At 71.3% G+C, this 20,296-nt stretch carries 17 protein-coding genes and 2 pseudogenes; 13 read left to right on the top strand and 6 right to left on the bottom strand.

The genetic code is table 11. From position 1 onward, the window contains the following. Positions 1-9 precede the first annotated feature (9 nt). The 3 genes from ACIRP2_RS34165 (at position 10) to ACIRP2_RS34155 (ending at position 3,177) form a co-directional block, all read left to right on the top strand. Positions 10-1,185 (top strand): sensor histidine kinase, encoded by a 1,176-nt coding sequence (locus tag ACIRP2_RS34165; protein ID WP_404257172.1) that lies wholly within the window; start codon positions 10-12, stop codon positions 1,183-1,185. Next, positions 1,182-1,910, top strand: coding sequence for a response regulator (locus ACIRP2_RS34160; protein WP_404257170.1), 729 nt, complete (start codon positions 1,182-1,184; stop codon positions 1,908-1,910). Before ACIRP2_RS34165 ends, ACIRP2_RS34160 begins: the two co-directional genes overlap by 4 nt. A 73-nt stretch (positions 1,911-1,983) precedes the next feature. Next, on the top strand, positions 1,984-3,177 hold the full coding sequence (locus ACIRP2_RS34155; RefSeq protein ID WP_404257168.1) for a serine hydrolase domain-containing protein: 1,194 nt from the start codon (positions 1,984-1,986) through the stop codon (positions 3,175-3,177). A 1-nt stretch (position 3,178) separates the two neighbouring features. Here ACIRP2_RS34155 and ACIRP2_RS34150 read toward each other — a convergent pair whose 3' ends face one another. Beyond that, the gene (locus tag ACIRP2_RS34150) at positions 3,179-3,724 is read right to left on the bottom strand and encodes a hypothetical protein (RefSeq protein ID WP_404257166.1); all 546 of its coding nucleotides are present in this window, start codon (positions 3,722-3,724) and stop codon (positions 3,179-3,181) included. Between the two features lie 267 nt (positions 3,725-3,991). On the opposite strand from ACIRP2_RS34150, the gene ACIRP2_RS34145 reads away from it, so the two are divergent. The 5 genes and pseudogenes from ACIRP2_RS34145 to ACIRP2_RS34125 form a co-directional block, all read left to right on the top strand. Continuing rightward, entirely contained in the window at positions 3,992-6,289 is a 2,298-nt protein-coding gene (locus ACIRP2_RS34145; protein WP_404257164.1) for an ATP-binding protein, read from the top strand. A 428-nt stretch (positions 6,290-6,717) separates the two neighbouring features. Further along, a complete protein-coding gene (locus ACIRP2_RS34140) occupies positions 6,718-7,719 on the top strand; it encodes a helix-turn-helix domain-containing protein (RefSeq protein WP_404257162.1) in 1,002 nt (333 codons plus the stop codon). A 488-nt stretch (positions 7,720-8,207) separates the two neighbouring features. Beyond that, the gene (locus ACIRP2_RS34135; RefSeq protein WP_404257160.1) at positions 8,208-9,179 is read left to right on the top strand and encodes an alpha/beta hydrolase; all 972 of its coding nucleotides are present in this window, start codon (positions 8,208-8,210) and stop codon (positions 9,177-9,179) included. A gap of 36 nt (positions 9,180-9,215) precedes the next feature. After that, positions 9,216-9,668, top strand: a pseudogene (locus tag ACIRP2_RS34130) (alpha/beta fold hydrolase); the annotation flags it as partial. Then, positions 9,665-10,207, top strand: a pseudogene (locus ACIRP2_RS34125) (ferritin-like domain-containing protein); the annotation flags it as partial. The pseudogenes ACIRP2_RS34130 and ACIRP2_RS34125, both read left to right, overlap by 4 nt. Positions 10,208-10,352: 145 nt before the next feature. Here the strand turns inward: ACIRP2_RS34125 and ACIRP2_RS34120 are convergent. Together ACIRP2_RS34120 and ACIRP2_RS34115 are read right to left on the bottom strand one after the other, a co-directional pair. Then, entirely contained in the window at positions 10,353-10,691 is a 339-nt protein-coding gene (locus tag ACIRP2_RS34120) for a GNAT family N-acetyltransferase (RefSeq protein ID WP_404257158.1), read from the bottom strand. After that, on the bottom strand, positions 10,688-11,683 hold the full coding sequence (locus ACIRP2_RS34115) for a pirin family protein (RefSeq protein WP_404257156.1): 996 nt from the start codon (positions 11,681-11,683) through the stop codon (positions 10,688-10,690). Before ACIRP2_RS34115 ends, ACIRP2_RS34120 begins: the two co-directional genes overlap by 4 nt. A gap of 97 nt (positions 11,684-11,780) precedes the next feature. Here ACIRP2_RS34115 and ACIRP2_RS34110 point away from each other — a divergent pair, with 97 nt between their 5' ends. Continuing rightward, entirely contained in the window at positions 11,781-12,278 is a 498-nt protein-coding gene (locus ACIRP2_RS34110) for a carboxymuconolactone decarboxylase family protein (RefSeq protein WP_404257154.1), read from the top strand. A gap of 189 nt (positions 12,279-12,467) precedes the next feature. Here the strand turns inward: ACIRP2_RS34110 and ACIRP2_RS34105 are convergent, their stop codons facing one another. Beyond that, entirely contained in the window at positions 12,468-13,631 is a 1,164-nt protein-coding gene (locus tag ACIRP2_RS34105; protein WP_404257239.1) for a PotD/PotF family extracellular solute-binding protein, read from the bottom strand. A 182-nt stretch (positions 13,632-13,813) separates the two neighbouring features. Then, positions 13,814-15,253, bottom strand: a complete 1,440-nt coding sequence (locus tag ACIRP2_RS34100; protein WP_404257152.1) for a gamma-aminobutyraldehyde dehydrogenase — start codon at positions 15,251-15,253, stop codon at positions 13,814-13,816. A gap of 178 nt (positions 15,254-15,431) precedes the next feature. Here ACIRP2_RS34100 and ACIRP2_RS34095 point away from each other — a divergent pair, with 178 nt between their 5' ends. The 4 genes from ACIRP2_RS34095 to ACIRP2_RS34080 all read left to right on the top strand — a co-directional run bounded on the left by ACIRP2_RS34095 (position 15,432) and on the right by ACIRP2_RS34080 (position 19,528). Further along, positions 15,432-15,923 carry an Lrp/AsnC family transcriptional regulator gene (locus ACIRP2_RS34095; protein ID WP_176740396.1) on the top strand — a complete coding sequence of 164 codons (492 nt, stop codon included), beginning with the start codon at positions 15,432-15,434 and terminating at the stop codon, positions 15,921-15,923. After that, positions 15,908-17,287 carry an aspartate aminotransferase family protein gene (locus ACIRP2_RS34090; RefSeq protein WP_404257150.1) on the top strand — a complete coding sequence of 460 codons (1,380 nt, stop codon included), beginning with the start codon at positions 15,908-15,910 and terminating at the stop codon, positions 17,285-17,287. The genes ACIRP2_RS34095 and ACIRP2_RS34090 overlap by 16 nt, the downstream gene beginning before the upstream one ends. A 334-nt stretch (positions 17,288-17,621) precedes the next feature. After that, positions 17,622-18,359 carry an ABC transporter ATP-binding protein gene (locus ACIRP2_RS34085; RefSeq protein ID WP_404257148.1) on the top strand — a complete coding sequence of 246 codons (738 nt, stop codon included), beginning with the start codon at positions 17,622-17,624 and terminating at the stop codon, positions 18,357-18,359. Further along, positions 18,341-19,528: a hypothetical protein gene (locus ACIRP2_RS34080; protein ID WP_404257146.1), complete on the top strand. Its 1,188-nt coding sequence runs from the start codon at positions 18,341-18,343 to the stop codon at positions 19,526-19,528. The genes ACIRP2_RS34085 and ACIRP2_RS34080 overlap by 19 nt, the downstream gene beginning before the upstream one ends. 226 nt (positions 19,529-19,754) lie before the next feature. Here the strand turns inward: ACIRP2_RS34080 and ACIRP2_RS34075 are convergent, their stop codons facing one another. Next, entirely contained in the window at positions 19,755-20,207 is a 453-nt protein-coding gene (locus ACIRP2_RS34075; RefSeq protein WP_404257144.1) for an SRPBCC domain-containing protein, read from the bottom strand. Positions 20,208-20,296: the final 89 nt, after the last annotated feature.

The following is a 20,296-nucleotide window of genomic DNA, read 5'->3' as shown; positions in this document are numbered from 1 at the left end:
ATACGGGGGATGCGGAAACGCGCCCCGGGACCGCGCGGCGTCGGTCCCGGGGCCGTCGACCTCACCGTCGCGCTGCTGGTGCAGGCCGCGGTGACCATGCCGTTCGTCGTCCCACGCGCCCCGGAGCTGCCGGAGGCGACGTGGGCGGCGTACGGACTGACCACGCTGACCGTGCTGCCGCTGGTGGCCCGGCGGCGGGCGCCGGTCGCGGTCCTGCTCGCCGTGCTCGTAGCCGGTGGCCTGTACAAGTTCGCCGTCGACGGTCCGGGCCAGCCGCTTCCGTACTCCGGCCTCGTGGCCTTCTACACGGTGGCCGAACTCTCCTCGCCGCTGAAGCGGCTCGCGATCGGGGTGCTCACGACCGTGACGGTGGTGTTCTCGGTCGGACTCGAGAGCAGTGAGGCCCGGGAGCTGTTCTTCTCCCTCTTCGTGTTCTCCGCGGCCTACGCGTTCGGCCGGTTCACCGTGACGCGCGAGGCCTATCTCAACGCTGTGGAGGACCGGGCCCGACAGCTGGAGCTGACGCACCGGATCGAGGCCGAGCGGGCGGCGGCCCGCGAACGGGCCAGGATCGCCCGGGAGATGCACGACATCCTGTCGCACGCGGTGAGCCTGATGATCGTGCAGGCGGAGGCCGGACCGGTGGCGGTCCGTACCGCGCCGGAACGCGCCGAGGCGGCGTTCGACGCGATCTCGGAGGCCGGCCGCGACGCCATGGCGCAGCTGCGCCGGATGCTCGGCGTGCTGCGTGAGAACGAGAGCCCGCCGGATGCGCCGCGCCGGCCCCAGCCCTCGTTGGCCGAACTGCCGGGCCTCATCGAGCGGGTGCGCGGCAGCGGCCTGGAGATCCCGTACGAAGTCACCGGCGCGGTCAGGCCGCTCGGCCCGGCCGTCGAGACCACCGTCCACCGGATCGTGCAGGAGGCGCTGACGAACGTCGTCAGACACGCGGCCGCCGAGACGGTCTCCGTGCAACTGGCGTACGGAGCGGAGGCGCTCACCCTCACCGTCACCGACGACGGCCGCGGTTCCGGGAGCGGCACGGGCATGGGGCTGATCGGAATCCGGGAACGCGCGGCAGCACACGGCGGTACCGCCGTCACCGGCCCCGGTCCGGAGGGCCGGGGGTTCCGGGTCAGGGTGACGATTCCGTGGTCCGACACGCATGCAGGAGTGGCACATTGACGATCCGTGTGGTGGTGGCCGACGACCAGGAGCTGGTGCGCAGCGGCTTCGCGATGATCCTGGACGCGCAGCCGGACATCGAGGTGGCGGCCGAGGCGGGCGACGGCGCCGCGGCGGTCGACGCGGTACGCCGGCTGGCGCCCGACGTGGCACTGCTCGACATCCGGATGCCCGGCACGGACGGCATCGAGGCGTGCCGGACCATCTGTGCGGAGACCGGCTGCCGGACGGTCATGCTCACCACCTTCGACTCGGACGAGTACGTCTACGAGGCGCTGCACGCGGGGGCGAGCGGATTCCTCCTCAAGGACGTCCGCCGCGACGATCTGGTGCATGCGGTACGGGTGGTGGCCGCCGGGGACTCGCTGCTGGCGCCCTCGGTGGCCCGCCGGCTGATCGCCGACTACACCTCGCGTCCGGCGGCCCCGGCCGCACCACCGTCGGCGCGCCTCGACGTGCTGACCGCGCGCGAACGCGAAACCCTGCTGCACCTGGCCCACGGGCTGTCGAACGCGGAGATCGCGGCCGCGCTGGTCGTCAGTGAGCACACGGTGAAGACCCATGTCGGCAATGTGCTGTCCAAGCTGGGGCTGCGCGACCGGATCCAGGCGGTCATCTGCGCGTACGAGTGCGGTGTCGTCACTCCCTCGCCGGAGGGACGGTCTCCCGCCGCCTCCCCCGCACAGGTGAGAAGAGCGCCCGGTGAGGACCGCTCGGGCGGGTGATCCGCCGGGTCGCGCGTTTCAACAGGATGGATTCCGGTAGCAGTTACGGATTCCATGCCCAGGAGGCACCGACATGAACGCCCGCACTTCCCGCACCGTCGTCGCAGCCGCTCTGGTCCTCGGCGTGGCCGTCGGCCCGGCCGGAACCGCGCTCGCGGCGGGCCGAGCCCCGGCGGCCGCCGCCGCGACCACCCGGCAGGCTCCGGACGCCGAGGCTCTGCGGGAAGCGATCGCAGGGCTCCCGAGGGCCGATGCCACGGCCGCGCTGGTGCGGGTCGCGGGCACCGCGGGAAGCTGGCGGGGAAGCTCCGGTGTGCACGATCTGACGTCGGGCCGTCCGGCGGACCCCGACGGCCGCTTCCGGGCCGGCTCGGTCACCAAGGTCTTCACGGCGGCCGTCGTGCTCCAGTTGGCAGGTGAGGGGAAGCTCGATCCGGACCGGCCGGTCCGGCACTATCTGCCGGAGCTGATCCCTGCGGCGTACCAGGAGGTCACGGTGCGCCAGCTGCTGAACCACACCAGCGGCATCCCGTCCGTCGGCTCCGGCGGCGACAACCTCGACGCGTGGTACGCGCACCGCTTCGATCTGCACGACGCGGCGGACATGGTCCGCGAAGCCACCTCCCTGCGGCCCGACTTCGCTCCCGGTACGCAGCAGCATTACGACAACATCGGCTACACCGTGGCGGGCCTGCTGATCGAGAAGGTCACCGGCCACACCTACGCGGGGGAGGTCTCCCGCCGCATCCTGCGGCCTCTGCACCTGAAGGACACGTACTTCCCCGGCACCGACCCGACGATCCGCGGCCCGTACAACCACGGCTACCAGGTCTTCGCCGGGGCGGACGGGAGCGGCGAGCTGCGCGATGTGTCGGTGTGGGGGGCGACGGACGCCTGGGCGGCGGGCGACCTGATCTCCACCACCGCCGATCTGGAGCGCTTCGTCCGGGCCCTGTTCCGCGGGAAGGTGGTGCGCGGTCCGCTGCTGGAGGAGATGTTCACGCTGCCCGACGCGTCGGTGCGCGAGTACGGCACGGGCGGCCCGGCCGCGTACAGCGCGGGCCTGTCGGTGATGAAGCTGGGCGGGCGCGAGGTCTGGGGCAAGACGGGTGGCCGCTGGGGCTACAACACGGCCGTCGCGGCCACCCGTGATCTCTCCCGGACCCTCGTCTACAGCGTCGACGCGACGGACGCGAAGGGTGAGGGCATGAATCCCACAGCGATGAACATCGTGGTGGCCGCCTTCGGCACCCCGTCGTCCGGCTGACTCAGAGAGCCGGTGAGGCCGTCGGGGCGGACACCGGCTGCGGTGCCCGATCCATGGCCTCGAGCCGCTTGATCTTGCGGTGCACGACCAGCAGCGGAATCACCCCGAAGACGCCGAACGACATGTCGATGACCGACCACCAGAAGGGAATGTCGCGGACAGGTCCGCAGATCAGGGCGAGCGGGACGATCCCGGCGCAGGCGATCATGCCGAACTCGATCACCCAGATGTTGCGGACCGGATCGCGGTACGGACCGTAGAAGGCGACCGCGATGACCAGGTGGGCAAAGGCCAGCCAGTCGGTGCCGTACAGCACGAAGGGGTACTTCGCGTCGGCCTCGTCGAGTCCGGTCCGGACGCGGGTGATCCACTCCATCAGGGCGGGGAAGTGCTCGGGAACGGGCGAGGCCGAGGAGCTCAGCAACTCCTCGGCCCAGCGGAGTTCGTGGACGAGCGGGAAGGCGGTCAGCCCGCTCAGCACCAGACAGACGATGAAGACGACCAACCACACGCGTATACGCCTTCGAAGGGCGCGTCGCTCGCTCATGTCCGCAGCGTACGACGGGATTTACCGGCCCTTGATGTCACCCCCCGACAGGACTTCACAGGCCGACGACGGAGTGCCGCGTCTCGGCGAACGCGGTGCGCTCCTCCGGGCCGACCGGCCACCTGGACCGGCCGGAGGCGGTCGCAGCCGCTGCGCGCGGCAGCCCCTGCGAGTGCTACCGGACGACCTCATTCCGGATCTCTTCTAGAATTTGATCGATCATGACCGAGGATTCCGGCGGAAGCACGGTGACCAGGGGGGTGCGGGGTGACCGGGGAGCACGCGGCGTTCGGAGCTGTGCTGCGGGAGCTGCGGCTGGCGGCGTCGCTGACCATCGAGGGGCTCGCCGAGGCGTCGGGCGTGAGCGTGCGGGGCATCGGAGATCTGGAACGGGGGCGGCGGGCGGCTCCGCAGCGACGGACGGTGGCGGCGCTCGCGGACGGACTCGGGCTGGAGGAGGCGGAGCGGGAGCGGCTGCTGGCGGCCGCCCGCGCCGGGCGTGGCACCGGGTACAGCCCGGCAGGTGTGCGGTCCTTCCCCCGCGGCATCGACGACTTCGTCGGCCGGGAGCGGGAACTGGCGCGGCTCGCGGAGCTCGCGGGCCGGGCCGCCGCCCGGCCCGTTCCCTGCGAACCCGCCGCGGCGGGGCGCCCGGCCGCCCAGCCGGTGGTGGTGGCGGTGTCCGGACCGCCGGGGACGGGCAAGACCACGCTCGCGCTGCACGCCGCGCGGGAACTCGCCGACCGGTTTCCGGACGGCCAGCTGGTGCTGGACCTCCGCGGCATGGACGACGCCCCGCCCGGACCGGCCGAACTCATGCTCGGCGTGCTCAAAGCCCTCCAGGTGGCCGACCGGGAGCTGGCGAAGGCCGGGCCGCAGGGCCACCCCGGGCTGTACCGGCAGCTGCTGGCCGACCGGCGGTGCCTGCTGGTGCTGGACAACGCCCGCGACGAGGCCCAGATCCGCCCGCTGCTGCCGGGGGCCGGTGCGACGATGGTGGTGGTGACCAGCCGACGCATGCTCACCGGGTTGGAGAGCGTGCAGCGCCTTCCGCTGGGGGAGCTGAGCGAGGAGGAGGCAGCCGCGTTCCTGGGCACCTTGGTCGGGGCGGAGCGGGCAGCGGCCGACCCGGAGTCGCTCGCCGCCGTCGCCCGTCGCTGCGGACACCTGCCGCTGGCGCTGCGGGTGGCGGGCAACTGGCTGGCCACCCGCACGGGGTGGTCGGTGCGCCGGCTCGCCGACCGCCTCGCGCTCGACGACCGTCGCCTGGACGCGCTGGCGGCCGGGGACGTACGGGTGTCCGCCGCCTTCGACCTGTCCTACCGCCAGCTCACTCCCCCGGCTGCCCGCCTCTTCCGGCGCCTCGCCCTGATCCCGGGGGCGGACACCGGCGCCGCCTGCGCCGCCCAGCTGACCGGGCAGCAGCTGTTCGACACCGAGGACGCCCTGGAGGAGCTGGTCGAGGCCGGGCTGCTGGGTGCGGACCGGGACCGCTACCGTCTCCACGACCTGCTGCGGCTCTTCGCCCGGACCCGCCTGGAGGCCGAGGAGAAAGCCGAGGACACCGAACGGGCCCGGGCCGCGCTGGACCGGTGGCTGCTGGACACCACGATCGTCGCCGGCCGCTGGTTCGAGCCCGATCACGGTGCTCCGCCTCCCACCTGGCAGGGGATGGTCGACCTGTCCTCCGCGGACAGGGGACGCCAGTGGCTGCAGGACGAGGGTGCCAACTGGCTGGCCGCCCTGCGTACGGCCGCCGCGGCCGGCGAGCACGCCAGGGTGGTGGAAGTGGCCGAGGCGCTGCACTGGTTCTCCGACCAATGGATCTTCTGGGGGCACTGGCCCGAGATCTTCGACACGGCCGCCCGGTGCGCGCAGGCTCTGGGCGACCCGCTCCTCGAAGCGACCCAGCTCAACTACCACGCCTGGGCCCTGCTCCTGTGCGAGAGCCGCTTCGACGACAGCCTCGACCGGTCCGCCCAGGCTCTCCTCGCCGCACAGCGCGCCGCCGACGTCCGCCAGCAGGCCTGGGCCCACGTCTACCGCGCCTGGGCGTTCCGCAAGCTCCGTACCTACGCGTCGGCCGCCGAGCACACCCGTCTGGCCGCCGAGTTGTTCGAAGGCGTCGGCGACCTCCACGGCAGCCTCCAGGCCAAGCACGGCGACGGGTTGAGCCTGTTGGAGCAGGGACTGCCCGAGGAAGCCCTGGCGTCGTTCCGCCGCACACTCGCCTTCCTGGACCGGGCCGGCGACCGTATCGAACCGCACAGCGCCGAAATCACCCGGCTCGGACTGCACTCGGGCATGGGCAGCAGTTATGTCCGGATGGAGAGATGGGAGGAGGCCGTCGTCCACCTGCAGACCGCCGTCGACATGTGCCGTGACAGCGGCAACACCGCTCTGGAGAGCCGTCAGCTCGTCCACCTGGGCAATGCTCTGCTGTCCGCCGGACGACGGGCGGAAGCACGCGAGGCACTGACCCACTGCGTCCGTCTCGGCCCCGACGCCGACCCGCAGGGCATCGCCGACGCGCGCGGTTCGCTCGCCCGCCTCGAAACCCACTGAACCGGCTCACGCGCCGCCCCTCGCCGGTGCGGCCCGGGGGACGGACCGCGAAGCGCGTCGACGGTCCGGGAGTTCCGACGACGTCCCGTCCACGGTATCCGTGTCGGGGCACTCATTTCTTTCCTCCCCGCGCACGGGGCTGTTCTCTCGGCGCACAGCCCCGCGCCGATTCCTCCGCGGCCGTCTTTCTGCCTGCCTTGTGCCTGGAGACCGGAGCAGCCCGCTGCTTGGCTGCTCGTGGCGGGGAACCGGGCCGCGCCGTCGCTGCCTGGCTCCTGTTGCGGGATCTGTCGACCGTGCGACAGGACATCCGCACATGACGAGGCACCGGCCGGCATCTCCCGGCAGCAGCGGGCGCCTGCCCCGATCCGCGTGCTCCGCGGATCCGAGCTCTCCGCCCGTATCGCATGGATGGAGAGGAAAGCCGGATGAGCCTGGTGTTGACGACTGCTTCGGTCCCCGACCGGGACAAACTGACCTTTTGGCGCGACGCGATGGGCGAAGCCCTGGAGCCGATGACCGTCACCCCGCGGGGCGACGGTCCGTTCGCCGGACGGATCACCACCGACCGGATCGGATGCCTCCGGGTCTCCACGGTCGAGGCCGACGCGCAGCGCACCAGCCGGACGGCGACGCACATCGCACGCACCCCCGGCACGTTCCTGGTGGTCGGTATCCAGACGTCGGGCACGGTCACGCTCGCCCAGGACGGCCGGCAGGCCACCGCGGGCACGGGCGACATCGTCGTGTACGACACGGCACGGCCCTACTGCCTGGACTATCCGGAACGCTTCTCCGCCCGCCTCGTCCATGTGCCGCACCACGTACTGGGCCTGCCGGACGAGGAGATCCGCCGGGTCGCCGGCACCGTGATCGGCACCGAGGAGGGGTTCGGTGCGGTCCTGATGCCCTTCCTGGCGACGCTGGGCTCCTCCGCGCACTCGTACTCCCCCGCTGTCGGGCGGCGGCTCGCCGCCGGTGTCGTCGACCTCCTGGCCACCCTGGTGGCCGAGCGGACCGGGCACGCGGCGCCGGGGCGGGAGACCTCGCACGGTCAGCTCGTGCTGCGCGTCCGTGACCACATCGAAAGGAACCTGGGGGACCCGGCGTTGTCGCCGGAGGTCATCGCGAAGGCGCACCACATCTCGGTGCGCTACCTGCACCGGCTGTTCGAGGACGAGGGCATCACCGTCGGCAGACTGATCCAGCGGCGCCGGCTGGAGCAGTGCGCGCGCGAACTGGCCCGGAGCGGGAGGACGGCCCCGACGGTGTCGTCGGTGGCCCAGCGGTGGGGTTTCGTCAACCCCGCGCATTTCAGTCGGGCGTTCCGTGGTGTCTACGGCCTCGCTCCGCGCGAATGGCGCAGGGTGCGCGTCGCGGAAGCGGCGACGCACGGCAACCCCGCGGCGTGCGGAACGGCGATTTCCTGAGCGGCGACGACCCGTCGCCGACGACAACCGTGTGGAACACCCTGTGGAGGTGTGCAGACCGGCGCCGCGCGCCGTCACCCATCCGTCGGGCGGCTCGGGGAGCCATGATGTACGAACCCCGGCCCGCCGACGAGGGAGGGTGCGACCACCGGACGGTGGCATCGATCCGGAGCCGACGGTCCACCCTGTTCCGCGGCCACGTGACGAACGCCGTGCGACGCGCGGACCTGCCGATCGGCGATCGCTCCGGTCTGCGGCCGGCTCGGGTCTCCCCGACGCGACCGTGTGTACCGGGAGCGCACTGGATACGTGCCGAGAACGCACTGGCCGTTCAGTGCACTGCGAGGTCGGATGCGGTGCGCTGATGGGACATTCCTCCCGGCCCTGCGGCTTACCGTTGCGACCGGCACCCCGCAGACCCTTTGTGTCCGCCGCGCGGTTGTCCCGCCGGAAAGACCGGCACACCACAGGAAACTCAGGAGTTCGACATGTCCCATGTTGTGGAGCCGGTGCGGCCGGTGCTGGAGCCGGCGGCGGCCGCGTTCGCCGAAGCGACCGCCAATCCGCCCTATCTGTTCGACCTTCCGCCCGCCGAGGGTCGCAAGGCGGTCGACGAGGTGCAGTCCGGCGAGATCGCGAAGCCGGACGTCGACGAGGAGTGGGTCACGGTCCCGGGCGGTCCGACGGGCAGCGTCCGCGCGCGTGTCGTCAGGCCGGCCGGTGCGCAGGGCCCCCTGCCGGTGATCCTCTACATCCACGGCGCCGGATGGGTCTTCGGCAACGCCCACACCCACGACCGCCTGGTGCGCGAACTCGCCGTCGGCACGGGCGCCGCCGTCGTCTTCCCCGAGTACGACCTCTCCCCCGAGGCCCGCTACCCGGTCGCCATCGAGCAGAACTACACCGTCGCCCGCTGGATCGTCCAGCAGGGCGCGTCCAAGAACCTCGACGGCTCCCGCCTCGCGGTGGCCGGCGACTCCGTCGGCGGCAACATGAGCGCCGCACTGACGCTGATGGCCAAGGAACGCGGCGACGTCCCGCTCGTGCAGCAGGTGCTCTTCTACCCGGTCACCGACGCGAACTTCGACACCGGCTCCTACCACCAGTTCGCCACCGGCTACTTCCTGCGCCGCGACGGCATGCAGTGGTTCTGGGACCAGTACACGACCGACGAGGCCGAACGCGCCCACATCACCGCGTCCCCGCTGCGGGCCACCACCGAGCAGCTCACCGGTCTGCCGCCCGCCCTCGTCATCACCGGCGAGGCCGACGTCCTGCGCGACGAGGGCGAGGCCTATGCCAACAAGCTCCGTGAAGCCGGTGTCCCCGTCACCGCGGTGCGCTTCCAGGGCATCATCCACGACTTCGTCATGCTCGACGCCCTGCGCGAGACCCACGCCGCCGAGGCCGCCATCACCCTGGCCGTCGGCACTCTGCGCACCGCCCTCGACAACCGCTGACGCGGCGGCCCCGCCTCACTTCACCAAGGAGAAGACGTCACGGCGTACGTCCTCGAAGAGGGCGAGAGCCTCGGTGAGTTGCAGGGGCGTTTCCCCCTCTCGCCGCTCGTCAGCACCCTGCGGGAGGCGACCTACCCCGTCGAGGGCCGGGAGCCCGCGGTCGAGGTCACCATCGAGCCCGAGGTGTTCCCCGCGGTCCTCGCCGCGGACGTCGCGCCCGCCGTCACCGAGGTCCTCGCCACGACGCAGCGCCCGCTGGCGATCGCCGCGTTCGAGGAGAAGGCCGCGGCCGCCGCGTGGAGGACCAAGCCCTCCTCGGCGCTCGTGGCCGGTGCGGACCGGGCGATCAACCCCGAGGTCGAGCGCTTCGGCGCCGAGCGGGCCGGGGCGACGATCGTCGAGCTCGAGGGTGCCTCCCACGCCGTGGCCGTGTCCCGCCCCGAGGAGGTCGCCGAGCTGATCCGTGACGCGGTGCGCTCGACGAGCTGACGAAGGGCCCGGGCTGCCGCGCGGACGCATCGCCTCGGGCGCGTCCGCGCGGCTTCGCCGTGTCGTCGCCCGGTCCCCGTTCCGTCCGGGCGTGCCGAATCGCGCCGGGACACGACCGCACGGACACCGGGCACAGTGCACAGTGCACTGACAGGCATCACCGCATGCGCTTCCGGGCAACCGCTGCCCCGCACGGGCGCCTGGCGTCGCCGGGGTACGCACAGCACGGCACCGCAGGAGGCGGATCAGGACCGACAAGTCCCAGGGGGGCGGGTTGCGGTGGGCGACCCCGGCACGCGGCGGAGATCACGTCGATCCCCCGGCCTCCGAACGGTGTCGAGGAGGTGCCGGCGATGCTGTCCCGGCTGCTGGAGGCCCATGGGGCCATCCTCGTCGAAGCCCACGACGCCGCCGCCCGGGCCGCCGGGCCGGAGGACGACGGCACCAACGACCTGCTGGTCTCACAGGTGATAAGGACCGGCGAACTGCAGTCGTGGTTCCTGGCCGAGCATCTGGTCGACACACCGCTGGTCCGCGCCCGAGGGAGCGCCGGACACCGGCGCGGGCGGGGCGGACCGGCCGCCGCGGACCGCGTTCCGCCCGACATCCCGGTGGTACGTCCTCCCGAGGACGTACCACCGGGCGGCACTCAGCGCGTCGTGGCCGGTGACGCCGTGCGCGGTGTCACTTCAGCTCCGCGTCCAGCCACTGCAGGATCTCGGGCGTCACGGCGTCCGTGACGTCCGCGAACTCCTCGTGCTTGCTCAGGAACTTCTTGACGTACGGGCAGACGGGAACCACCCGCTTGCCCGCGGCCCGTACGTCGTTCAGGGCCTCGCGCACGAGCTGGGAGGCCAGCCCCCGGCCGGAGAAGGCCTCATGGATCTTGGTGTGGTAGAAGACGCGCTGCTCACCGCGGTCGCGGTACGCCGTGAAGCCTGCGGACTCATCGGCGACCAGGATCTCGTAGCGGTGCCGGTCGGCGACGTTCCGGACGATGGGTGCGGGGGTCTGGTCCGTCATCGTGATTCCTTCGTGGGCGGGGCGGGGTTCTTCCGCGGGGTGATGACGGCGTTGGGCAGCGCGGGCGCGGGAAGCCGGTCGCCGGGATAGCCCTCGACCCGGCCGAAGCGGTCCGACTCGGCCTGCCATGCCTCCCGGGCCTGCACGATGTCCTCGTGGCTGCGGCCGATGAAGTTCCACCACATGACGATCTCCTCCCGGAACGGCGGCCCGCCCAGCAGGATCAGTCGCGCGTCCTCGTCGGAGACGTTCGTCAGGGTGATCGTCGCGCGGCCGGGAGCCGCGTAGCCCAGTTCGGCCGGTCGCAGGGTCGTGCCGTCCATCCGGATGTCGCCGCTGTCGACGATGACACCGTGCTCGAAGCCCGTGTCGACGTCGAAGGTCAGGCCGGCGCCCGGCCGAAGGGAGATTTCCGCGCCGAGCAGGGGCGTGAAGGTCCGTACGGGAGAGGTGTCGCCGACGAGCGAGCCGAGGAACACACGGACTTCACCGCCCTCCCGTTCCACGGGACTCGGGACGTAGTGCTGGAAGTCCCGGTCGGCGTGGCGGTGCTCCTGGGGCAGGGCCACCCACAGTTGCACGCCGTGCAGCACCGTGGTCCGCGGGGTGGACGTCTCGGAGTGGCTGATCCCCCGGCCGCCCGTCATGAGGTTCAGCTCACCGGGCCTGACGAACGCGTGGCTGCCCAGGCTGTCGCGGTGCTCGATCTCGCCGCTGAAGAGCCAGCTCACCGTCTGCAGACCGGTGTGCGGATGGGGCGCGACGTCCATGCCGCCGGTCCGGGCGACGTCGTCGGGACCGTAGTGGTCGGCGAAGCACCAGGCGCCGATGAACGTCCGGGCCCGCTGGGGCAGCGTGCGCCGCACCGTCATCGCGCGGGGGCCGCCCAGTGGGACGTCCCGTGCGGTGAGCACCTCGATCCCCGGTCGCGACACGCTCTCCGAGGGGGTCCCGTCGTTCGAACCGGCGGGACGGATTTCCGTGTTGCTCACCGGGCGGCTACCCCTCCACCAAGAAAAGTTACACTTTCAACATTCATTGGTCGATGATAGGCCGGGCGACGAGGGTTCGCACGATGAGGGAGTTCATGTGACGGAAACAGCAGTGGCAGCCACCGGCGGGCGCGTGTTCGTCGACAAGCAGAGCCCCGAGGCGTACCGCGCACTGACCTCCACCGCCGAGGCGGTTCGGGGAGTCGCCGCCGAGGCCGGCCTCGACCGGACACTCGTCGAGCTGATCAACATACGGGTGTCCCAGCTCAACGGCTGTGCGTTCTGCCTCGATCTGCACACCCGGACAGCCCTGCGCGCGGGCGAGACCACACAGCGCCTGGGAGTGCTGCCCGCCTGGCGTGACACCGCACTGTTCACCGCCCGGGAGCGGGCGGCACTCGCTCTGGCCGAGGCCACCACGCATCCCGCGGACGCCGGAGCGCAGGAGGCCGCCTACGACGCGGCGCGTGCCGCTCTGTCCGACGAGGAGATCTCGGCGGTGATCTGGGTGGCGATCACCATGAACGCCTTCAACCGGGTGTCGATCATGAGCAAGCACCCGGTGCGCCGCACCGCCGCAAAGCCTTCGGCGTGACCCGAGGGGCGGCCTCGGCACACCACGTCCGCGAGCGGCCGTGTCCCGCGAGGGACCGCGCCGGTTCCGCCACCGAGGGGGCCCGGCGTCCGCCCGGCCCTCCGTCCACCAGCCGTTTCCGCGGACCGCGCCGGACGCGGCTGCCCGGGACCGGGCCGGCCACCCGGTGCCGGCCCGTCCCGGTGCGGCTCACAGACCGACGACGGCGTTCCACTTCTTCGCGAACTCGGTGCGCTCCTCGGACGTGATGTCCCGGGCGATCGCCAGCCGCTTGCGCATGGCGTCGTCGGGGAAGATCAGCGGGTCCTCGGCGAGCGCGGCGGTCTCCTCGTCCTTGGAGGAGGCCAGTACCTCGCGGGCGGCAGGGACGGGGCAGACGTAGTTCACCCAGGTCGCCAGCTCCGCGGCCACCTCCGGCTCGTAGTAGTAGTCGACGAGCTTCTCGGCATTGCGCTTGTGACGGGCGAGGTTGGGAATCATCAGCGATTCCGCCCAGAGCTCGGCACCCTCCTCGGGCACCACGAACTCGATCTCCGGATTGTCGGCCTGGAGCTGGATGACGTCGCCGGAGTAGGCCTGGCAGGCGAGCACATCACCGGTCGACAGGTCCTTGATGTAGTCGTTGCCGGTGAAGCGGCGGATGTGCTTCGTCCTCACGAGCTTCTCCACCTGGTCGCACACCTGGTAGAAGTCGTCCCGCTTCCAGCGGGTGATGTCGACGCCGTTGCCCTGCATCAGGAGGGCGAAGGACTCGTCGAGCCCGGACAGCAGCGTCACCTTGCCGCGCAGGTCGTTCGCCCACAGGTCGCTCAGGTGCTTGATCTCGCGGCCGAGCTTCTTGCGGTTGTACGCGATGCCGGTGATCCCGGACTGCCAGGGCACGCTGTGCGTCCGGCCCTTGTCGAAGGCGGGCGAACGCAGCTGCGGATCCAGGTACTTGGCGACGTTGGGCTGCTTGGTCCGGTCCATCTCCTGCACCCAGCCGAGCCGTACGAACCGGGCGGCCATCCAGTCACTGATGACGATCAGGTCCCGGCCGGTCTCCTGGTGGTTCATCAGCGCCGGGCTGATCTTCCCGAAGAACTCGTCGTTGTCGTTGATCTCCTCGGTATAGGTGACGGAGATCCCGGTGCGCCTGCTGAACGCGTCGAGGGTGGGCCGCTTCGAGGTGTTCTTGTCATCGGTGTCGATGTAGAGGGGCCAGTTCGCGAAGTGCAGGGAGTGGTCGCTCGCGGAGATGTCGCGTCCGGCGCGGTCGCCGGGCGCCACATAGGCGGCGGGCACTCCGCAGCCGGCCAGTGTGGCACCGACTGCCGTGGCCCCGAAGGCGCGCAGCAGGGACCGGCGGGACATGGGGTTCTTCGGGGTTGCTCGCACCTGCGCAGGATGCCGGTCGGGGGACGGTGCGGGCAATGGACCAACCGTCCAGCGGCAGCCGCTCCGTCCGCACACCCTGTCGATGCCGCCGCGGGTTCCGGGACACGGGAACGGCCCCGGGAACGAGCCCGGGGCCGTACGCGACAGCTGATCGAGGGTCAGTCCTCGATCGAGGTCATGACGTGCTTGACGCGGGTGTAGTCCTCGAAGCCGTACGCGGAGAGGTCCTTGCCGTAGCCGGACTTCTTGAACCCGCCGTGCGGCATCTCGGCGACGAGCGGGATGTGGGTGTTGATCCACACGCAGCCGAAGTCGAGGTTCTTGGACATCCGCATCGCCCGTGCGTGGTCCTTGGTCCACACCGAGGAGGCCAGGGCGTACTCGACGCCGTTGGCGTACTCCAGGGCCTGGGCCTCGTCCGTGAACTTCTGGACGGTGATGACCGGGCCGAAGACCTCGTTCTGGATGATCTCGTCGTCCTGCTCGAGGCCGGAGACGACGGTCGGGGCGTAGAAGTAGCCCTTCTCGCCGACCCGGTGGCCGCCCGCCTCGACCCTGGCGTGGGCGGGGAGCCGCTCGATGAAGCCGCTGACCTGCTTCAGCTGGTTGGCGTTGTTGAGGGGGCCGTACAGCACGTCCTCGTCGTCCGGCTGCCCCGTCTTCGTCTCGGCGGCGGCCTTGGCGAGGGCGGCGACGAACTCGTCGTGGATGGACTCGTGGACCAGGACCCGGGTCGCGGCCGTGCAGTCCTGGCCCGCGTTGAAGTAGCCCGCGACGGAGATGCCCTCGACGGCCTTGGCGATGTCGGTGTCCTCGAACACGACGACCGGGGCCTTGCCGCCGAGCTCCAGGTGGACCCGCTTGACGTCCTTGGCGGCGGACTCGGCGACCTGCATGCCGGCCCGTACCGAACCGGTGATGGAGGCCATCGCCGGGGTCGCGTGCTCGACCATCGCACGGCCGGTGTCGCGGTCGCCGCAGATGACGTTGAAGACGCCCTTGGGGAGGATCTGGCCGATGATCTCGGCGATCAGCACGGTCGACGCCGGGGTGGTGTCGGACGGCTTGATGACGACGGTGTTGCCCGCGGCGAGCGCCGGGGCGAACTTCCAGACGGCCATCATCATCGGGTAGTTCCACGGCGCGACCTGCGCGCAGACGCCGACCGGCTCGCGGCGGATGATGGAGGTGAGACCCTCCATGTACTCACCGGCCGAGCGGCCTTCGAGCATGCGCGCGGCGCCCGCGAAGAAGCGGATCTGGTCCACCATCGGCGGGATCTCTTCGGTGCGGGTCAGCTCGATCGGCTTGCCCGTGTTCTCCGACTCGGCGGCGATGAGGTCCTCGGCGCGCTCCTCGAAGGCGTCCGCGATCTTCAGCAGGGCCTTCTGGCGCTCGGCGGGCGTGGAGTCGCGCCAGGCGGGGAAGGCGGCCGCGGCGGCGTCCATCGCGGCATCGACGTCGGCCTGGCCGGAGAGCGGCGAGGTCGCGTAGACCTCTTCCGTCACCGGGTTGACCACGTCGATGGTCCGCCCGTCAGCGGCGTCCCGGAACTCTCCGTTGATGTAGTTGCGCAGACGGCGCACCTCGGTGGTCACAACCACCCCTCCTGTCGACACGTCCAGTGGATGAGATGACCAGCGTAGTCGCTCGGGTGTCGCTTTCGACATGCCTACCCGCCGTGAACTTCGGATTCAGTGAGATCAAGCCCCTCAGACAACGAATTTCATCGATCTGGGGTTGCCAGACAGACGAGTCCCGGTGCAGAGTGGATGCGTGGCCAGTCGCAGCGCAGACTCCAGGACAGGGAACGGATCGTCCCCAGCGGTCGATGCCGTGTCCCTCGCAATCATCGAGCAGCTCCAGGAGGACGGGCGTCGTCCGTACGCCGCGATCGGCAAGGCCGTCGGCCTCTCCGAGGCGGCCGTGCGGCAGCGCGTTCAGAAGCTGCTCGACCAGGGCGTGATGCAGATCGTCGCCGTCACGGACCCGCTCACCGTGGGATTCCGGCGGCAGGCGATGGTGGGCATCAATGTCGACGGCGACCTCGATCCCGTCGCCGAGGCGCTGTCGGCCATGGCCGAATGCGAGTACGTGGTGATGACCGCGGGCTCCTTCGACCTGATGGTGGAGATCGTCTGCGAGGACGACGACCACCTGCTGGAAACGATCAACAAACGCATCCGGGCCATCCCCGGTGTGCGCTCCACCGAGAGCTTTGTGTACCTGAAGCTCAAGAAGCAGACCTATATGTGGGGAACCCGATAGCCGTGAGCAAGGACCTCAGCCGAACCGCGTACGACCACCTGTGGATGCATTTCACCCGCATGTCGGACTACGAGACCGCGCCCGTTCCCACCATCGTGCGTGGCGAGGGCACCTACATCTACGACGACGCAGGCAAGCGCTACCTCGACGGCCTGTCGGGCCTGTTCGTGGTCAACGCCGGTCACGGCCGTCACGAGCTCGCCGAGGCGGCGTACAAGCAGGGCCAGGAGCTGGGCTTCTTCCCGGTCTGGTCCTACGCCCACCCGAAGGCCGTCGAGCTGGCCGAGCGCCTCGCCGACTACGCGCCGGGCGACCTCAACAAGGTCTTCTTCACCACCGGTGGCGGCGAGGCCGTCGAGACCGCCTGGAAGCTGGCCAAGCAGTACTTCAAGCTCCAGGGCAAGCCGACCAAGTACAAGGTCATCTCGCGTGCGGTCGCCTACCACGGCACCCCGCAGGGCGCCCTGTCGATCACCGGCCTGCCGGCCCTGAAGGCCCCCTTCGAGCCGCTGGTCCCCGGCGCGCACAAGGTGCCGAACACCAACATCTACCGCGCCCCGATCCACGGCGACGACCCGGAGGCCTTCGGCCGCTGGGCCGCCGACCAGATCGAGCAGCAGATCCTCTTCGAGGGTCCGGACACCGTCGCAGCGGTCTTCCTGGAGCCGGTGCAGAACGCCGGTGGCTGCTTCCCGCCGCCGCCCGGATACTTCCAGCGCGTGCGCGAGATCTGCGACAAGTACGACGTGCTGCTCGTCTCCGACGAGGTCATCTGCGCCTTCGGCCGTCTGGGCACGATGTTCGCCTGCGACAAGTTCGGCTACGTGCCGGACATGATCACCTGCGCCAAGGGCATGACCTCGGGCTACTCCCCGATCGGTGCCTGCATCGTCTCGGACCGCATCGCCGCGCCGTTCTACGAGGGTGACAACACCTTCCTGCACGGCTACACCTTCGGTGGCCACCCGGTCTCCGCGGCGGTGGGCCTCGCCAACCTCGACATCTTCGAGCGCGAGGGCCTCAACCAGCACGTCCTGGACAACGAGAACGCCTTCTTCACGACGCTGCAGAAGCTGCTCGACCTGCCCATCGTCGGCGACGTCCGCGGCAACGGCTTCTTCTACGGCATCGAGCTGGTGAAGGACAAGGCCACCAAGGAGACCTTCACCGACGAGGAGACCGAGCGCGTCCTGTACGGCTTCCTCTCCAAGGCGCTCTACGACAACGGCCTGTACTGCCGGGCCGACGACCGCGGCGACCCGGTCGTCCAGCTCGCGCCGCCGCTGGTCTCGGACCAGTCGACGTTCGACGAGATCGAGGGCATTCTGCGGACCGTCCTCACCGAGGCGTGGACCAAGCTCTGACCGACGCTCTTCGTCCGGCTGTCCGACCACGGATCGGACAGCCGTACGACGGCCCGGCCGTCTGTCGGCGGACCGGGGGTCGTCCGGCCGCGATCGGCCGGACGGCCCCCAGGGCTTGGCCCTCGCTTGACCACCATTCGACCGGCCTCCGCCGGTCGTTTCATACGGTCCGCACGGCCCGGATGAGCCCATTCGAGTGGGAAGGGGCGCATCCGGGCCGTGTGCTGTGCCCACACCGCGGTTCGAATCCCTACGGTGCCGAGTGACCGATCGGCCCCCTCTTCGTTCCCCCGTACGGGGGAAGGGAATTACGATCTGAACCGAGGTGTACGCCATGGTGGCCCCGCCGGACAACGACGTGATCTGGGCACGTTCCCTGCAGCACTCCCACAACGGCTCACCCGCGCTCGGCGGAGTCTCCGTGGGTGTCCGGGACGGCGAGATCCTCGCCGTGACCGGCCCCCGGGGCAGCGGCAAGACGACCCTGCTGCACTGCCTCTCCGGTCAACTGGTGCCCCAGCAGGGCGAGGTGTGGTTCAACAGCGTCCCCGTCCACACCATGGGCCCCCGGCTGCGCGAGCGGCTGCGCCGCGACAGGTTCGGCTGGATCGCCCCCGAGCCCCAACTGGTGCCGGAGCTGAACACCTGGGAGAACGTCGCTCTTCCGCTGCTGCTGCGCGGCTCCTCGCACCGGGAGGCGAAGCGGACGGGCCTGGAGTGGCTGGAGCGGCTGGACATCGGCGGGTGCGCCAAGCAGCGACCGCACACCCTGACCCAGGGACAGCGCCAGCGGATCGCCGTGGCTCGCGCGCTGGCCGCCTCACCCGCGGTGATCTTCGCCGACGAGCCGACCGCGACCCTGCACCGCACCGACCGGTCCCATGTGCTGCGCACCCTCACCAGCGCGGCCCGTTCGCACAGCATCACCATCGTGCTGGCCACCCATGACGCGGAGGTCGCCGCCCTCGCCGACCGCACGGTCCCGCTGCTGGACGGCCGCCGCGTCGCCACCGTCGCCCTGCCCGCCGTATCCGATGCGGAGGGCCGCTCGGCGTGCTCGCTCTCCGTCTAGCCCGGGGTTCCCACCCACTGGTCCTGATGCGGCGGCTGCTGGTCGCGGCCGCCTCCGCCGGAGTCGGCTTCCTGCTGCTGTGCGCCCTGGGCTACGCGTCGGGGCACCCCGCGCACTCCACCGGGGCCGTGCTGCGGCTGCTGTGGTGCTTCGTCCCGCTGGCCGCCACCGTGCAGTTCGCGGTCGCGGTGGCCCGTACCGACCCGAGTACCCGGCCGCGCACCGGACTGTCCGCCGTGGGCCTCGGACCGGTGAGGCTCACCGTGCTCGCCGCGGTCTCCACCGCCGTCTCCTGCACCCTCGGGTCCATGGTGGCGCTGCTGCTCTTCCTGCATCTGCGCGGTGATCTGTCCGGGCTGCCCTTCGACGGCGCGGCGGCCGGAATGCTCGACGCGGACGCCCCGCTGCCACTCGCGGGCGTGCTCGTGCTGCTGGCCCTGGTCCCGGTGGCCGCGGCGACGGCGAGCGCGCTGGCGCTGCGCAGCCGACCGGTCGCGACGGCGGCCGGGGACGACGACGCCTCCGCAAAGACCCCACCGGTGGCCGAGCCGGCCGCCCCGGCCGCGCCCCCGACCGGGCTGCCCTGGGGGGTGGCGCTGACCGCGGCCGGTCTCGCCGTCGAGGCGTACATGAGCGGCGGCGAAGGGCGGAGCCTGCTCCCGCTCCCCGGCAGGCTGGACGCCACCCCGGCCGGAGTGCTGGCGGGGTGGACGCTGACGGCGATCGGCCTGGCCATGGCCGGCCCAGGCCTGGCGTATCACTGCGGGCGGTTGCTGCAGGCGGTGCGCCCCGGTGCCGTGCGCCTGCTGGCGGGACGGGTGCTGATGGACGAGGCGCGCCGGATCGGCGGGCCGCTCGGGGTGGTCTGTGCGGTGCTCTCCGCGGCGATCGCCGCCTACGCGCTGTACGGAACGGGGCCGCGCCCCTTCGGTCCGCTCACGGCACTCGGCGCGGTGCTCGTCCTCGGCTGTACGACGGCGACGCTGCTGACCTCGGCGCTGGAGGCGAGGCAGGACCGCACCCGGACGACGCAGGCGGTGCTGCGGCTCGGCGCCCCGGTCTCGGCCCTGCGGTTCGCGACGGTGCTGCGCGCCGCCGCCCTGCTGCTCGTCTTCGCCCCGCTGACCTGGCTGATCGCCGAGCTGGCGGCACTGCCGCTGACGACCTGAGTCCACCGTCTCCCGCCGCGTCGGCCGGGAGACGTGGACATCGGCGCCGCCCTGTCCGGGGACCGGGTCGCCCGCCGCGTCCGGCGAGGTCGTGTCCTCGAACCGCCGCCGTCTGCCCGGGACCGGGCCGCCGGGCCCTTGTTCACCCCGCCCGGTCACCGAGCGGGCGACGGCCGCCGGGGCCGCCCGTGGCCGCCCGCCCGGCGGGCCGGCGGCCCGGGCCGGTTCAGAGCGAGGCCAACCGGGTCACGAGCGCGTCGAAGAAGGCGTCCCAGCCGTCCTCGGCCGCCGCGTACTGCTCGGCCGTGAGGTTGCCGCCGCGCTGTGTGAAGACCATTTCGGTGGACTTGCCGCCGCGGTCGGTGAAAGTGACGGTGACGGTCTCGCCCTCGGCATCGGCGGGCGCGGTGGCGTCCTTCAGCGTGAAGACCAGCCGCTCGGGGGCTACCACCTCCCGGTACACCCCGTGGAAGGGCATCTCGGTACCCGGCACCACGATGACCAGGCTCCAGGCGCCGCCCGGCCGGACGTCCATCGACACCCGGTCGAGCGGGACCTCGGCGTCCCCGCCGTACCAGGCGGCGAAGTGCTCGGGTGTCGTCCAGGCCTCGAAGACCCGTTCCCGCGGGGCGTCGAGGACGCGGGTGAGGTCGATGCCCTCGCGTGCTGACTCGGTCATTGTTCCCGTCCTTCCCGGAATCCTTCCGGACCTGGCGCGTCTCCTCCCCCAGCTTGCACGCAGACCACTGCTCCGACCCGGCGCGCGCC

Source organism: Streptomyces sp. NPDC101194 (assembly GCF_044767885.1).
In the GTDB taxonomy this organism is placed as follows: domain Bacteria; phylum Actinomycetota; class Actinomycetes; order Streptomycetales; family Streptomycetaceae; genus Streptomyces.
The sequence above is the reverse complement of the archived record's forward strand: the minus strand, read 5'-3'. Positions and strand labels throughout refer to the sequence as shown.